This window comes from Pseudoflavonifractor sp. SW1122, from assembly GCF_012027765.1.
Classification (GTDB): domain Bacteria; phylum Bacillota; class Clostridia; order Oscillospirales; family Oscillospiraceae; genus Enterenecus; species Enterenecus faecium.
This window is the reverse complement of the sequence record NZ_SJOS01000025.1, coordinates 22,081-36,681: the sequence shown is the minus strand read 5'-3', so window position 1 is coordinate 36,681 and position 14,601 is coordinate 22,081. Positions and strand designations below refer to the sequence as shown.

Sequence of the window (14,601 nt, the reverse complement as noted above, 5' to 3'; positions counted from 1 at the left end):
CAATGAACTCCTTTAGACATATCTGATCTGCTATCTTGTCCTCCTCTAATTGATTCCGGATGTATTCCTGTATCTGCTTTTTATTCCGTCCTACCGTATCTACGTAAGGGCCATATAAAATAGGAAAACTGCAAAAATAAGGCTTTTCGGAGCCTACAATCCGAAAAAATAAAATTAAAGACTATCACATTACGCAGAGGGCCGTCCGGGAAAAACCTGGGCGGTCTTTTTGCGTGGTAGACTTGGAAAGGGGGGAATTTTTTCGATAGAAAATTAGCTTTGATTTTTATGCAACACGCTGAAATTAAAGGAGGTTAGTGAATGGCAGATGACAAGCTGAAAACAAGCCCAGAGTCCCCTGGCCAGGATCGCCCCGGTGATACGCCTGTGGAAGATGCCCCGTCAATGCAGAAGCCCCCGGCCCCGGAAGCCGCCGCGCCGAAAAAAGCGGAGGAACACACTGAGCCGAAGCAGTCTGTGATCCCTGGCATGGGTGAGGACGCCCCGGTCCGGCCTGCCCCTGGTGAGGTGGTGGTTGATTTTGATAAGATCAACGAGCTGATGTCCCAGCGGCGGGCACCTGCGCGGGATGCCGTATCAAAGGCGGAGGTTCCGTCTGCTGAGGCTGACGGGCAGGAAAAAGCGCCGAAGCGCCGGGGCCGCCCGCCGAAAGAGCAGGCCGGGCCGACTGCGGAGAAAAAAGAGAAAGCGGCGGAGCCCCGCACAGGCCGCCCGTCTAAGGTTGACAAGGCGGCCCGTGAGGAGGCTCCGCCCTCTGTTCGGGACAAAGTGTCCAGAGGTAAGAAAGCCGACAAGGGCAAGGAAACGGGCTCCGGCGGTGCGCCTGCGTCTAAATCCGCTAAGACGGTAAAGCCGGGCAAGGCCGCTCCCGTCAAGGAGGCGGCAGTCCCGCCGCCGGAAATCAAGCTGCCGCCCACGCCGGAGGTGCCGCCCCGCCCGGTGGAAGAGGGAAAAATCGTCTATCTGAAAATGTCGGAGCTCCATCCGTTCCACACGTTCCGGGAACACCCCTACAAGGTGCAGGACGATAAGGCGATGGACGATCTGGTGGGGACGATCAAGGAACACGGCATTATGACCCCCGCCACTGTCCGCCCGGAAAAGGACGGCAAGGGCTATGAGATTATCGCAGGCCACCGCCGCCATCATGGTGGTGAACGGGCCGGGCTGGAGGAAATGCCCTGTATTGTCCGCGAGATGACTGACCTTGAAGCTGTCCGGGAAATGCGTAACAGCAACAAACAGCGCGGCGATCCCCTCCCCAGCGAGCTGGCAAAGCTCCTGGATTTGGAGGTGGAGGCCATCAAGCGCCAGGGGGCCCGCCCGAAAAATGAGAAAGAGGCCGAGGCCCTGGGTAAGCTCTCGGTGGAGATCGTGGGTAAGGAACACGACATGAACTATAAAAAGGTCATGCGGTATATCCGCCTGAACTCCCTGGTGCCGGAGCTTTTGGACAAGGTGGACGCAAAGCAGATGGGCTTTATGCCTGCGGTGGAGATCTCGTATATCAGGCCGGAAAACCAGCGGCTGATTGCCGTTTCCATTGACGGGGAGCAGTCCTCCCCCTCGGTGGCCCAGGCAAAGCGGCTCCACGAGCTGGACAAGGAGGGCAAGCTCAACGGCGATGTGATTGACGGTATTCTGAGTGAAGAGAAAAAGGAGGATCGCGGTGTGATTATTTCGACTGCTGAACTGTCTAAGTATTTCGGCAAGGAGGTCACTCCTGCCAAAATGAAGGAGCAGATCATGGCCCTGCTGGACGAGTGGAAAGAGAAACAGCCGCCCGAACTGGCAAAGCCGGACAAGAAAAAGGACTTGGAGAAGTAACCGGGCCCCGCTTCTGGACACTTTGTCCAGAGGTAAGCGCCCCGCGCTTGGGATGGGCTCTGTGGTGATATATCCCCCGTCGCCGCCTATATTCCTGCACAGCCGGGAGTGGGCCGTCAAGGGTGCAACGCACCGCCGCTTGCGGCGGCTTGCCCTTGACGGTCTGCCCCGGCTGTGCTACTTCCAGCGGCGCGGCGGGGGCATATATCCTCCAGAGCCGCCCCCTTTCCCTGGATAGGGAAAGGGCGGGGGGATAGGGTCGAACTACCTATTATAAATATCGGAGGTGTTGAAGATGAAACGATCCCTTGCTTATATTACTGCCGCATGGCGCGGCGATCCTGCGGCGGACATGGAACAGGCGGCGCATTACTGCCGTGTGGTTTACGATGCGGGGTATTCCCCCATCTGCCCCATGCTCTATCTGCCGCTGTTCCTCAATGACGCGGTGCCGGAGGAACACAAGAACGGCATCGACATGGGCCGTGACCTGCTCCGGCGCTCCCGTGTGCTGGTGGTGTGCGGCCATACCGTCACCGAGTCTATGAAAAATGATATTGCCGTGGCTCAGCGGCTGGGGATCACCGCCACCACCCTTGAGGGCATCCTGACCATCAAGGGCCAGGGCCGCCGCTGATATGGCGTCCCTGTTTGAAGCCTACATCACCAATCTGGGGAAATACAATGAGGGCGAGCTGGTCGGTGAAACCTTGAAATTCCCTACTACCACGGAGGAGGTGCAGGGACTTCTGAAACGCATTGGCGTGGACGGGGTACGGTATGAGGAATTTTTCATCACCAGCTTTGACGGTGATGTGCTGGGGCTCTATGACTATCTTTCGGAATATGAGAACCTGGACGAGCTCAACCATCTGGCCTGCCTGCTCTCTGAGCTGGATCAAGGCGACTTGGAAAAGTTTGAGGCGGTCATTGACAGCGGCGAACATACCTCCAGCGTGGCTGACCTGATCAACCTCACACAAAACCTGGATTGCTTCGAGTTTTATCCCGGTGTGGGGGACGATGAAACCCTGGGCCGCATCTATGTGGAGGACATGGAGGCCATTGAAATTCCCGATCACCTGCTCCCTTACTTCGATTATGAAGCATACGGGCGGGACGTGCGGATCAACGAGGACGGCCACTTTGCCCCCGGCGGCTATGTGCTGAACAATGGCGGCAAGTTTATCGAGCATTACCACGGGATCGAGGACATCCCCGCCGAGCACAAGGTTTTCGCGTTCCCGCAGCTCACGGTGCGGGAGCAGATGGCGGCCTACAAAGAAATTATTGACGGCTCCTCCCTGGAGGGCTATCGGAAGATTGCCAAAAAGGAGCATGAAGAGCGATAGCGGCACTTCTGGACACTTTGTCCAGAGGTGCTTTTTTCATGGAAAGGAGGGATACGGCTGATTGACGAGGACGTTTCCAGACGTACCATAGCAGTTTCCATCAAGGCGACAAAGCTCACGGGCCGGGTGCTGGCCCAGGCGTGTCTGGCGGTGGGCCGGAAGATCAAGAAAGCGCACCGGGCCCGCCAGACACCCCACGGCAAGCAGACGGTGTGCCAGCTCATGGGCCACGGGGCCGCCACGAACAGCATCGAGGTGGAGTCCCCAAAGGACTTTGACCGGGTGGCCCGCCGCTGGAATGTGGACTATGCCTTTTATAAGACCGGGCCGGACAAGTATCTGCTGTTTTTCAAAAGCGGGCAGGCCGATGCCATCACCGCCTGTTTTTCGGAATATTCCCGGCGCGTGATGAAGCGTTCCAAGTCCCGGCGCGTCCCGATCCGGGAACAGCTCAAACGGGCCGCCGCTGAACTGGCCCGCCAGCCGTCCCACAAGAAAGAACGTGCAAGGGAGGCGGTGCATGAGGACAGATAGTATTAAGAAATATGTGATACCCAATATCCCGTACCTGTTTATCCTGTGGGCCTGCCTAAAGCTGGGGACGGCCTACCGCCTGGCTCCCGGAGCGGACTTTGCTCACAAGCTGATGGGCCTGGGCCAGAGCATCGGCCCGGCCTTTGCCGACTTTGCGCCGGGGCTCCATCCCCTTGACTGGCTCATCGGCATTGTGGGCGCGGTGGGCTTCCGTCTGCTGATCTATATGAAAAGCAAGAACGCAAAGAAATTTCGGCGGGATGAGGAGTATGGGTCGGCCCGCTGGGGCACCGAAAAAGACATCAAGCCCTTTGTCGATCCGAAGTTTGAGAACAACGTCATTTTGACAAAGACGGAGTTTCTCACCATGAACACCCGGCCTAAAAACCCGGCCAACGCCCGCAACCTCAACGCCTGCATCATCGGCTCGTCCGGGTCGGGCAAAACCCGCTTCTGGCTCACGCCCCAGCTACTCCAGGCGCACAGCTCCTATGTGTGCGTCGATCCCAAAGGCGGGGTGCTCTCCCAGGTGGGGGCTTTTCTGCAACGCCAGGGGTATCAGATCAAAGTGTTTAACAGCATAGATTTTTCAAAATCCATGCACTATAATCCGCTGTCCTACATCCACAATGAGGCCGACATCCTAAAGTTTGTCGATACCCTCATAGCGAACACCAAAGGCGAGGGCAAGGAGGGCGATCCGTTCTGGACAAAGGCAGAAACGCTCCTTTATTGTGCGTTGATTGCTTATATCATTTTTGAAGCGCCTGCCGAGGATCGGAACATCAATACCTTGGTGGACATGATTTCCGGCATGGATGTGAAAGAGGATGACGAGTCCTATATGAACGCGGTAGACTATATGTTCAAGGGCCTGGAAAAGCGCAAGCCGGATTGCTTTGCCGTGAAGCAATACAAGAAATATAAGCTGGCCAGCGGCAAAACCGCAAAATCAATCCTTATTTCCTGCGGCTCCCGGCTGGCCCCCTTTGACATCCCCCAGCTCCGGGAGATCATGAGCTATGACGAGCTGGAGCTTGACCGCATCGGGGATCGGAAAACGGCGGTTTTCTTCACCATTTCCGACACCACTCCGACTTATAACTTCATTGTGGCCCTGGCCTTTTCGCAGATGTTCAATCTTCTGTGTGAACGGGCGGACAATGTTCACGGGGGCCGCCTGCCCCATCATGTGCGGGTGCTGTGGGACGAGGCTGCCAACACGGGGCAGGTGCCCTCGCTGGAGAAACTTGTTGCCGTTATTCGTTCCCGCGAGGTGAGTCTGTGCCTGTTCTACCAGCAGTACGCGCAGTGCAAGGCCATTTACAAAGATAACGCGGAAACGATCCTGGGAAACATGGACAGCGTAATTTTCCTGGGTGGCCGGGAAAGCTCCACCATCAAGGAAATTTCCGAGAACTGGCTGGGAAAGGCCACGATCTCCATGCAGACCGAGGGCCGCTCCCGTGGGCAGTCGGAAAGCTACAACCAGAACACCCAGCGGCTGGGCCGGGAGCTGATGACCCCCAGCGAGCTGGCTACCATGCCGGGCGATAAGTGCATTTTGCAGCTGCGGGGCTTGCCCCCGTTCTTCTCGTCCAAATATGATTTGAAGCAGCACCCTAACTACAAGTACACGGCTGAGGCCGATAAAAAGAAAAACGCCTTTGACCTGGATAAGCTCATCAACCGCCGCAGGCGGCCTGGGCTTTCCGAGGCTTGTGAGGTGTACGAGGTAGACGCATCGGACACGGGGCCCGTAAGCGAGGACGAGGACATCCTCAATTACGATGACGTGGACGATCCGGATGCCTATGTATAAATCACTTCTGGACAAAGTGTCCAGAGGTCGCAACCTGCCGCCAGAAATGGCGGCTTTTTTCATGGCCGGGGAAAACCCGGAGAAATGGAGGCTATATGCAGTTCTTTTCTTCCGCTATTGATACTTTGCAGACCCTTGTTGTGGCTCTCGGCGCTGGCCTGGGCGTGTGGGGCGTTGTCAATCTTCTGGAGGGCTACGGCTCGGACAACCCTGGCTCCAAAAGCCAGGGCATGAAGCAGCTTATGGCTAAGTAGATGTAATCAAGAAAAGAAAGGAAAAGCACAATCCAGACGGAACCGGCGGTTGTGTCAAGAAATGTTTGTGGAATAGCAAGAACTTTGATATAATGGGAACAGAAACCCCGGAACCGGGAGAAAGGCAGGAGGATAAATGCACATAAGCTATAAACCCCTCTGGCACACGCTGGTTGAGCGTAACATGAGGAAAGAGGACTTGCGGATTGCCGCCGGTCTTACCACAAATATGATTGCCAACATGGGTAAGGGCAAGAACATCAGCATGGAAACGCTGGTTCGTATCTGCGAAGCTCTGAATTGTGGTATTTTGGATGTGATTGAGTTGGAGTAGGATGAAACTGATAGCAACGGGAAATAAGTTGGCTGGTAAAGAAAAAAATATATTGCTATTAGCAAGAAATATGTTATACTGAAAAACAGATTTTCGAGGAAGGCGGTGAGTAGATGGCGGGAAAAAGCAAATACACTTTTGAGAGCAAAATTCATGTGTACCGAGCAACCAAGCGAATGACGCAGCAGGAACTTGCCGATTTAGTCGGCGTGTCCCGCCAAACCATTATGCAGCTTGAAAGAAACCGTTATAACCCATCTATGCTTTTAGCATACAATATCGCAAAGGTGTTTGATGTAACGATTGAAGATTTATTTGATTTTAGGGAGGTGTAAGCGTGAATTTCTTGCAAGAAATAATTTGGAACGTATTTAATCAACGGATGATTTTAGTTATCGGCGCAGTGGCAGGACTTCCGCTGACACTTATTTTAATTGTTTGTTTCGCAAGGAAAAAGAATAGAGATGAACGCGGTTGGAAAATTATTGGGAAAGCAAGTGTGATTACATTTGCCTATTTTATGGTTATGGCAAATGTAATTGCAAAAATTGTCGGTTCATCTGCGTATGAAATAACATATTTATTTTATGCTAATACAATTCAATGGTTATATAACACAATGGCAATCATTGAAATAGTGTCGATACAAATCCTCAAGCGAATAGAATGATATTTTTAACATGAAGTATGAAATACTTGACATTTAGAAAGAAATATGATATGCTTCTGCTATGGACATGAAAAGCCACTCACAATTATTGTCCAAGGAAAGGAGCGCACAAAATGGCTAAAGAGCGATTTGTAGAAACCTACTCACAAGGAGTGACCAATGTACGGAAAATCATCGTTGATACGGAAACCGGCGTGAATTACCTGCTGATTTCTTCCAACATGACAAGCGGCTGCGGTATAGCCGTCCTTGTTGATAAAGACGGGAAGCCCATTGTTACGCCTATTGACACAGAAAATCAGTAATTTCAAAGAGAGTTGACAATCATGGGGCGACAGCAAGGAGTGCTGCCGCCCCATGTGAGTATAAATGCAGCCCGTCAACTATACAAACCCTTTATGGAGGAAAGGGGGAATTTCCATGACCTGTACAGAAGAATACAAAGAGCATATCGAATACACATTCCAAGCCTTTTGTAAAGTTGTCATACGCAACGCAGCAATTACTGCGGCGAGGACAAGGAGCAGGAAGTACAAAAGAGAAATATCCCTTGAATACCTCACAGATGAAAAACACTACCCTTTAGGTACAGCAGGAAAAGATTTCCGAGCGCCGGAGCCGGACGAGGAATACATCATCCAGATTTGTGGCGATACGCTCATATTGAACAACGGTTTACTTGTGGAAGCCCTCTCCCGGTTGCCGGTTTGGAAACAGGAAATGGTTTATCTTTCCTATTTCCGACGTATCCCACAGAGGGAGATCGGCAGGCGATACGGGCGGAGCCGCAGCGCAGCGGGCTACCATATCCGCAAGGCTATCCGGCAGCTTCACAAAGAAATGGAGGGAATGACGCATGAGGAATAGCAGACTTCTCCCCTATGAAACCATCGTACAGGCTACCACCGGCGAGCCGGAAGCGGTCAACGCTGTTTTACAGCACTATGGGCGCTACATACGCTTTTCGGCTCTTGTGGATGGACAAGTAGACAAAGATGCAGAGGACTATATCACGCAGATACTACTTGCGGCGGTACTCAAGTTTCGCTTCATAACTGAATAAGGAAAGCCAAAGCTGCCGTTGCAGGAACACTCATTCCCACAACGGCAGTTTTCATTTTCTCTTGCGCCGGAAGTTGAAGGGGCTGTTTTTGATGTTCGGGGATTTTGACAGTATCCTTTTCAGTATCTTCTGTTCATCCGGCGGCAGCTTGTAAAAGTCAATACCGAGCATATTGAAAATGACCGCCCACACCTTTCCGAGATAATCCCCGGAAGATTGAATAGCCTTTCGGATTTCCAGAGCCATCTTCTTTGCAACGGAATAATCCGGTGTGCTGTCAATGTCATGCTCATGGGCTTTCCGTATGTCGTGGAGAATGGCGTCCCATGTTTTGTGCGTCACATGACAGAAGAAATCTTCTTCCTTTACCTCTGCGGCAAGGATGGTCTTTGAATAAAAATCCTTATCTGCCTGCTTGTATTTCTGAACGATAATCTGCCGCTGTTCTTCCAAAGATTCATAAAGGGTACGGAAGGTGGAGGTTGCATGGCCGTCTATGTATATCTCCGTGTCGGTCATAAGCTGCTCAAATTTATCGTTGGTAGCAATCTCACACAGAAGCCGGTTGTTGATACGGCCACTTTTCAGCAGCGCCACCATTTCATCCGTCAAGTGCAATTCCATTAAAGGCGTGTTTGCCTGTTCCCGGTTCTCTGTCCGGCACAGCAGATAATCAACGGACACCTGATAGAAGTCTGCCAGCGTGACAAGGTTGCCGTGATTGATTTCCTTATAGTCGTTGGCTTCATAGCTGGCGAGGGCTGACTTTGAAATGCCGGTCAGCTTTGATAATTCTTCCAGATTTAAGCCTTTATCTTTGCGTAACTCCCAAAGGCGCTCCTGTATGGTAGTCGCTCTAAGCATAGGGCGTTCACTCCTTCCCGGCGGCTGTTTTCCTGCCGCTAACCGGATTATACCATACTTTCCGCAATCGTGGAAATTTCCGGTTTTCGTCCTGAAATCCTACTTTGTGGACATACGGCACAGGGAACAAAAATGGGCTATCATACAGGTAAGTTCATCGATGGATTATTCCAATCGAATGACCGGCCTGTATGGGATATGCTCCCCGGCGATGTAGCGCAACGACTTGCGGCAGGGAAATGGAGGAACCCTGACCGCAACGAGCGTACCAAAGGGAGCGAAACGCCGTTGTGAGAGCCAGGGGCAGGAACGACATCAGGGAGAACCGGCGAAAATGAACACCGAATTGATACCGAAACGCAACAATCCGATGGGGCATAGTCTACCCTATCCGTAATACTACGGGGGATTTCCGGGCGGTTCTATGGCCGCTTTTTCCCTGAAAATCGCCCCGAAACACGACACTAAAACTTGCTATCCGTCTATTGCGGCTGTTACGGCTGAAATGGGCGGATTTTTGTTTAAGGAGGCACCATGCCGAGAATGCCGAAAAAGAGGAAGCTGGAACTGTCTTTCTTCCTCAATGAACGGGGGCGGGTAACGTACAACGACCTTTGCCGGAAATGCCAGCGCACTTGCAAGCAGAGTTTCCGGGCGGTCATTGTGGACTGCCCCCATTATCTTTCCAAACGCTCAAAACGAAAAGTAAAGGAGGACACCGATTGAATGGAAGTTGAATTTATGACCGCAGACACCACCCTGCCGCCCTGTATGCCGCTGCCGAGAGCCATGCTGCGGCTCCCGATCAGCAGCACCGCAAAGGTCATGTACGCCCGGATGTTGGATTTTGTTTTCCTGTCCGGCATAGAGGACGCCAACGGGATTTTATTTATCCATTTCCCCATCGTGGAACTGGCGGCGGCACTTGCCCGCAGCACCATGACCGTAAAGCGTTCCCTGAATGAATTGGAGGACGCCGGATTGATACTGCGAGTGCGTCAGGGCTTCGGGGAACCCAACAAAATATATGTACTCATTCCCAAGAAGGAGGACAGCCGCCTATGAATGAAAAGCTGGAAAAACTCAATCAGGAGATAGAGAAAACGGAAAAGAAGCTGCGGAGGGCGCAGCATGAAGAAAAGATATTGGAACACCAGATAAAGACGCTGACACGGAAGGAACGGACGCACCGGCTTTGCACCAGAGCCGCCATGCTGGAAAGCTACCTTCCCCACCCGGAAGCTATCACGGATGAACAGGTCAGTTTGTTCTTGAAGCTGCTGTTCCGGCAGGACAGCACCCGTCAGCTTATGGAAAAAGTGTTCACCGGTAACGGCGATTTTCAGGGAGAGAACGCAGGCCGGAAACGGCCATAATTGCTTTCAGAGCCGCAGCCCGTGGGCTGCCCCTCTGAAAGAGGGCGCAACTATACACCGGTCAAGCCGGTGCGTTGCGTCCTGCCGGAAGCCCCTTGCAGGGAGCGGATGATTTCCGCAGATTTTCAATCTGTTCCAATCATCACAGGGGAAGCTACACTTCCCCTGCGCTGGCTGCCGCCAGCTACCCCTTTGTGGACTTGCCGCCCGGAAACACCTTGCGCTGCAAGCTGTTCCCGTTCAGCAAGTTTACAATTCATCTATTCCCAAAGGCAGCCATTCATAGTATAATGGAGCCAACGAAAAATGCGTGTTTACCAATTTTGAAGGAGGTTTGCCTAATGAAAAAGCTGATAGTCATGATTGGACTTTTGACTGTATTGCTCGCTGGCTGTGGAAAAAACGATATTGCTAAAGTGTATGAGAAATCAGAGAGTGATGGAATTGTAGCCACATATTATGAAATGAATGATGGAACATGGCAATGTGATGATAACATATATCAATTTAGATTGGAGTTAGCCGGGAGAATGCCTAATGCTAAATCAGATAGCTCGTATGTCGTTCTTACGGACAATGAAAATCTAACTTTTGAAGATGTAGCAAAAAGTTTGTATAGCAGTTCGCTTGAGGATAGCAAAATAATGGATGGTTCTATTATTGTAGAGATGAAATAAACTTCCGTTTATCATTGGTGAGATAGCTCTACGCCTTTTAGGTCATCTAACATCAACCGATGCTGATTATATTGTAAAAAATGAATACCAGCCGCCCACCGGCGGCACCACCGAGCAGGAAATCATGGAACGGTTTCCTGCTTTTTCTTTGCCCGGACGCCGGGAGAAAGGAGGTCACAATCCGTCATGCCACCATGCCCGCACTTTGACTTGAAAATCGTTCAGCGCAGCAAGCGCCAGTCTGCTGTCGCTGCCGCTGCCTACCAGAGCGGGGAACGGCTGTTTTCCGAATACGACCAGAAACAGAAATGCTATTCCCATAAAAGCGAAATCGTCCACACCGAAATCATGCTGCCGCCCCATGCCCCGCCGGAGTACGCAGACCGGAATACTTTGTGGAACGCCGCCGAAGCCATCGAGAAACAATGGAACTCCCAGCTTGCCCGAAGATTAGTGCTTGCCATACCGAGGGATATTCCCCCGGCGCAGCAAGCCGACCTTATCCGGGACTACTGCCGGGAGTTTTTTGTTTCCAAGGGCATGATTGCCGACTTTGCCATCCATGACAAAGGGGACGGCAACCCCCACGCCCATATCCTCTTTACCATGCGGGGGATGGACGAACAGGGAAAGTGGCTCCCCAAGAGCCGGAAGGTGTACGACCTTGACGAAAACGGCGAGCGTATCCGGCTGCCGTCCGGGAACTGGAAAAGCCACAAGGAGGACACCGTGGACTGGAACGACCAGAAGTACGCCGAGATATGGCGGCAGGGCTGGGCTGACACGGCAAACCGCTATCTGGAAGCCATCGGCAGCCCGGAACGGCTGAACCTGAAATCCTATGAGCGTCAGGGGATAGATAAAATCCCCACCGTCCACATGGGGCCAGCGGTCAGCTATCTGGAACGGAAAGGCATACAGACCAATATCGGCAACCTGAACCGGGACATCAAAGCCGCCAATTCCCTCATGCAGTCTATCCGGCAGATGGTACGCAGCTTAAAGGGCTGGCTGTCCGGCCTGAAAGAGAAAAAGGCGGCACTGCTGGAAGCGCTGGAACAGGCCAAGGAGCCGACCATCCCCGAACTGCTTTCCCGGTATCTGGATATGCGGAGCGGGGAACGCACCGGCTGGACTTCCAAGGGGAAGCTGAAAGGCACTGTCGGCGATTTTAACAAGGTCATGGAAGCCCTTGACTTCCTGCGGCAGAAAGAGATCTCCACCGTGGAGAGCCTTGACGCCTATCTGGATAAGGTCAGCGAGGAGATACTTTCCGCCAAGACCGACATCCGAAAATCGGAACGCCGGATAAAGGCCATCGACACCACCCTTTCCCATATCGCCAACCACAGAGCCTACAAAGAGGTTTACAAGAAATACGCTTCCATCGGCTGGAAAACCCGGAAGGAGAAGTTTGCCGACGAACACCGGGAAGAACTGGACGCCTACCTTGCCGCCAAGCGTTTCTTCAAAGCCCATCAGGAAGAACTGCCCTTTGATACGAAAGAATTGAATAAGGAACGGGAGCAGCTTTCCGGGGAACTGTCGGAAAAGAATGAGGGATTGCAGGCGGTTCAGGCGGATATGAAGCTGCTGCGGGATGTGCGCTACTGGATAAACCATGTGCTGCCGCCCGACCAGCGCCGGGTTGTGCCGGAGCCGGGAAAGAAGCCGTCCCTCAGCGAACAATTAAGCTGGAACATCGAGGGCGTGAAGCAGCGGGAAGAACAGAAACGCCAGCAGCCCCGCCGCCAGCAAAAACAGGATATGGAACTTTAACCCATCAGGCGCTTGCCATTTTCCCCGTGAGAATGACAGGCGCTTTTCTTATTTTCAGGAGGATTTGCCTATTGAACGTATTTGAAGCCGTGAAGCAGTCTGTTACCACCCGGCAGGCTGCCGAGCATTACGGCGTCCGGGTGGGAAGAAACGGGATGTGTGTCTGCCCCTTCCATGACGATAAAAACCCCAGCATGAAGGTTGACCGGCGCTTCCACTGTTTCGGCTGTCAGGCAGACGGGGATGTGATTGACTTTGTTTCCCGTCTGGAAAACGTCAGCCCCAAGGAAGCCGCCCTCATGCTGGCGCAGGACTTCTCCGTCCCCTATGAGGACAGGGAGCCACCCGGCAGGAGCCGCCGTCCCAAGCCCCGGCAGGAAAGCCCGGAGCAGCAATTCAAGCGCATGGAGCGCCACTGTTTCCGGATACTGTCCGACTATCACAATCTGCTACGCCGCTGGAAGCGGGACTATGCCCCCAAGACGCCGGAGGAAGCATGGCACCCGCTTTTCGTGGAAGCCTTGCAGAAACAATCCCATGTGGAATATCTGCTGGATGTGCTGCTGTTCTCCGATATGGAGGAACGGGCTGCCCTGATTGCCAGCTACGGAAAGGAAGTGAGGAACCTTGAGCGGAGAATGGCAGACCTTGCCGCCCGAACTGCGGCAGGCCGTGACGGACACCATCGAAGCCGCACCCCCGCCCCGGAGCGTTGAGGAAGTGAAAGCCATGCTGGAAAGCACCGAGAAAGGCGGCGTTCGCAACAGTATTCAAAACTGCCTGACCGTGTTCCAGCACGACCCAGAACTTTCCGGGGCGGTGGCGAAAAATCTCCTGACCGAGCGCATTGACCTTCTAAAGCCCATCGGCAGGAAACGCAGAACCGGCAGCAAGGCCATGACCGACACGGACATGAAATATATCCGGCTGTATCTGGAAAAGACCTACGGCCTGACAAGCGAGAAAAAGATAGCGGACGCCGCCGACCTTGCGGCAGACGCCAACAGCTACCACCCCATCCGGGACTACCTGAACGGCCTTGTCTGGGACGGAAAAGAGCGTATCCGCTGCTGCCTGCGGCACTTTCTGGGAGCCGACACGGACAATTACACCTTCCAATCGCTGCGGCTGTTCCTGCTGGGAGCCATCCACCGGGCGTTCTGCCCCGGCTGTAAATTTGAGGTCATGCTTTGTCTGGTGGGCGGTCAGGGAGCCGGAAAATCCACCTTCTTCCGGCTGCTGGCCGTAAAAGACGAGTGGTTTTCCGATGATTTGCGGAAGCTGGACGATGATAACGTGTACCGGAAGCTACAAGGCCACTGGATTATTGAAATGTCGGAGATGATTGCCACCGCCAACGCCAAGAGCATAGAGGAAATCAAGTCGTTTTTAAGCCGCCAGAAGGAGGTCTATAAAATCCCCTACGAAACCCACCCGGAGGACAGGCTGCGCCAATGCGTGTTCGGCGGGACTTCCAACGCCCTGGACTTCCTGCCCCTTGACCGTTCCGGGAACCGGCGCTTCCTGCCGGTCATGGTCTACCCCGAACGGGCCGAGGTACACATTTTGGACGATGAAGCCGCTTCCAGAGCCTATATCGAACAGGTATGGGCGGAAGCCATGACAACCTACAAAAGCGGCGATTTTAAGTTGTCTTTTACCCCCGAAATGTTACAGTACCTCAAAGAACACCAGCGGGATTTCATGCCGGAGGACACCAAGGCCGGGATGATACAGGCGTACCTTGACCGCTACACCGGCAGCGCCGTATGCTCCAAGCAGCTTTTCAGGGAAGCCTTAAACCACCCCTTTGACGAGCCGAAACAGTGGGAAATCCGGGAAGTCAACGACATTATGAACCACGGTATCACGGGATGGAAGTATTTCTCCAATCCCCGGATATTTGAAGGATACGGCAGACAAAAGGGCTGGGAACGGGAAGCCCCGGCAACGGGCGCTGACAACGGGCGTGAAAAAACGCTGGACGGATTTGTGGAGGTCACGGAGCAGATGGAGCTTCCCTTCTGA

At 53.2% G+C, this 14,601-nt stretch carries 19 protein-coding genes and 2 pseudogenes; 19 read left to right on the top strand and 2 right to left on the bottom strand.

Features of this window, described 5'->3' with window-relative positions; translation table 11 throughout:
• Positions 1-112, bottom strand: a pseudogene (locus tag E0L15_RS07515) (IS200/IS605 family transposase); the annotation flags it as partial.
• A gap of 209 nt (positions 113-321) precedes the next feature.
• Here E0L15_RS07515 and E0L15_RS07510 point away from each other — a divergent pair.
• From E0L15_RS07510 to E0L15_RS07455, 12 genes and pseudogenes are all read left to right on the top strand, one after another.
• On the top strand, positions 322-1,848 hold the full coding sequence (locus E0L15_RS07510; RefSeq protein WP_168125109.1) for a ParB/RepB/Spo0J family partition protein: 1,527 nt from the start codon (positions 322-324) through the stop codon (positions 1,846-1,848).
• Between the two features lie 295 nt (positions 1,849-2,143).
• Positions 2,144-2,485, top strand: coding sequence for a hypothetical protein (locus E0L15_RS07505; RefSeq protein ID WP_168125108.1), 342 nt, complete (start codon positions 2,144-2,146; stop codon positions 2,483-2,485).
• A gap of 1 nt (position 2,486) precedes the next feature.
• Positions 2,487-3,200 carry an antirestriction protein ArdA gene (locus E0L15_RS07500; protein ID WP_168125107.1) on the top strand — a complete coding sequence of 238 codons (714 nt, stop codon included), beginning with the start codon at positions 2,487-2,489 and terminating at the stop codon, positions 3,198-3,200.
• 99 nt (positions 3,201-3,299) lie between these two features.
• Positions 3,300-3,734: a PcfB family protein gene (locus E0L15_RS07495; protein WP_347565984.1), complete on the top strand. Its 435-nt coding sequence runs from the start codon at positions 3,300-3,302 to the stop codon at positions 3,732-3,734.
• The gene (locus E0L15_RS07490; protein WP_168125105.1) at positions 3,721-5,556 is read left to right on the top strand and encodes a VirD4-like conjugal transfer protein, CD1115 family; all 1,836 of its coding nucleotides are present in this window, start codon (positions 3,721-3,723) and stop codon (positions 5,554-5,556) included. The genes E0L15_RS07495 and E0L15_RS07490 overlap by 14 nt, the downstream gene beginning before the upstream one ends.
• 95 nt (positions 5,557-5,651) lie before the next feature.
• The gene (locus E0L15_RS07485) at positions 5,652-5,810 is read left to right on the top strand and encodes a Maff2 family mobile element protein (protein WP_168125104.1); all 159 of its coding nucleotides are present in this window, start codon (positions 5,652-5,654) and stop codon (positions 5,808-5,810) included.
• 136 nt (positions 5,811-5,946) lie between these two features.
• Positions 5,947-6,141, top strand: a pseudogene (locus E0L15_RS07480) (helix-turn-helix domain-containing protein); the annotation flags it as partial.
• A 116-nt stretch (positions 6,142-6,257) separates the two neighbouring features.
• A complete protein-coding gene (locus E0L15_RS07475; RefSeq protein WP_150311141.1) occupies positions 6,258-6,479 on the top strand; it encodes a helix-turn-helix transcriptional regulator in 222 nt (73 codons plus the stop codon).
• 2 nt (positions 6,480-6,481) lie between these two features.
• Positions 6,482-6,814 (top strand): hypothetical protein, encoded by a 333-nt coding sequence (locus tag E0L15_RS07470; RefSeq protein WP_150311142.1) that lies wholly within the window; start codon positions 6,482-6,484, stop codon positions 6,812-6,814.
• 113 nt (positions 6,815-6,927) lie between these two features.
• Positions 6,928-7,119, top strand: coding sequence for a DUF6440 family protein (locus tag E0L15_RS07465; protein ID WP_150311143.1), 192 nt, complete (start codon positions 6,928-6,930; stop codon positions 7,117-7,119).
• A 115-nt stretch (positions 7,120-7,234) separates the two neighbouring features.
• Positions 7,235-7,681, top strand: a complete 447-nt coding sequence (locus E0L15_RS07460) for a sigma-70 family RNA polymerase sigma factor (protein WP_150311144.1) — start codon at positions 7,235-7,237, stop codon at positions 7,679-7,681.
• Positions 7,671-7,877, top strand: a complete 207-nt coding sequence (locus E0L15_RS07455; RefSeq protein WP_150311145.1) for a helix-turn-helix domain-containing protein — start codon at positions 7,671-7,673, stop codon at positions 7,875-7,877. The genes E0L15_RS07460 and E0L15_RS07455 overlap by 11 nt, the downstream gene beginning before the upstream one ends.
• 51 nt (positions 7,878-7,928) lie before the next feature.
• On the opposite strand, the gene E0L15_RS07450 is transcribed toward E0L15_RS07455, so the two are convergent.
• The gene (locus tag E0L15_RS07450) at positions 7,929-8,741 is read right to left on the bottom strand and encodes a helix-turn-helix transcriptional regulator (RefSeq protein ID WP_168125103.1); all 813 of its coding nucleotides are present in this window, start codon (positions 8,739-8,741) and stop codon (positions 7,929-7,931) included.
• A gap of 534 nt (positions 8,742-9,275) precedes the next feature.
• On the opposite strand from E0L15_RS07450, the gene E0L15_RS12365 reads away from it, so the two are divergent.
• From E0L15_RS12365 to E0L15_RS07415, 7 genes are all read left to right on the top strand, one after another.
• A complete protein-coding gene (locus E0L15_RS12365) occupies positions 9,276-9,467 on the top strand; it encodes a hypothetical protein (protein WP_172455309.1) in 192 nt (63 codons plus the stop codon).
• Positions 9,468-9,806, top strand: coding sequence for a DeoR family transcriptional regulator (locus E0L15_RS07440; RefSeq protein ID WP_168125102.1), 339 nt, complete (start codon positions 9,468-9,470; stop codon positions 9,804-9,806).
• Entirely contained in the window at positions 9,803-10,117 is a 315-nt protein-coding gene (locus E0L15_RS07435; RefSeq protein WP_168125101.1) for a DUF3847 domain-containing protein, read from the top strand. The genes E0L15_RS07440 and E0L15_RS07435 overlap by 4 nt, the downstream gene beginning before the upstream one ends.
• Before the next feature lie 341 nt (positions 10,118-10,458).
• A complete protein-coding gene (locus E0L15_RS07430; RefSeq protein WP_168125100.1) occupies positions 10,459-10,794 on the top strand; it encodes a hypothetical protein in 336 nt (111 codons plus the stop codon).
• A 186-nt stretch (positions 10,795-10,980) separates the two neighbouring features.
• A complete protein-coding gene (mobQ, locus tag E0L15_RS07425) occupies positions 10,981-12,573 on the top strand; it encodes a MobQ family relaxase (RefSeq protein WP_168125099.1) in 1,593 nt (530 codons plus the stop codon).
• Between the two features lie 71 nt (positions 12,574-12,644).
• Positions 12,645-13,289 carry a CHC2 zinc finger domain-containing protein gene (locus tag E0L15_RS07420; protein ID WP_206020589.1) on the top strand — a complete coding sequence of 215 codons (645 nt, stop codon included), beginning with the start codon at positions 12,645-12,647 and terminating at the stop codon, positions 13,287-13,289.
• Positions 13,290-13,302: 13 nt separating this feature from the next.
• Positions 13,303-14,601, top strand: coding sequence for a virulence-associated E family protein (locus E0L15_RS07415; protein WP_168125112.1), 1,299 nt, complete (start codon positions 13,303-13,305; stop codon positions 14,599-14,601).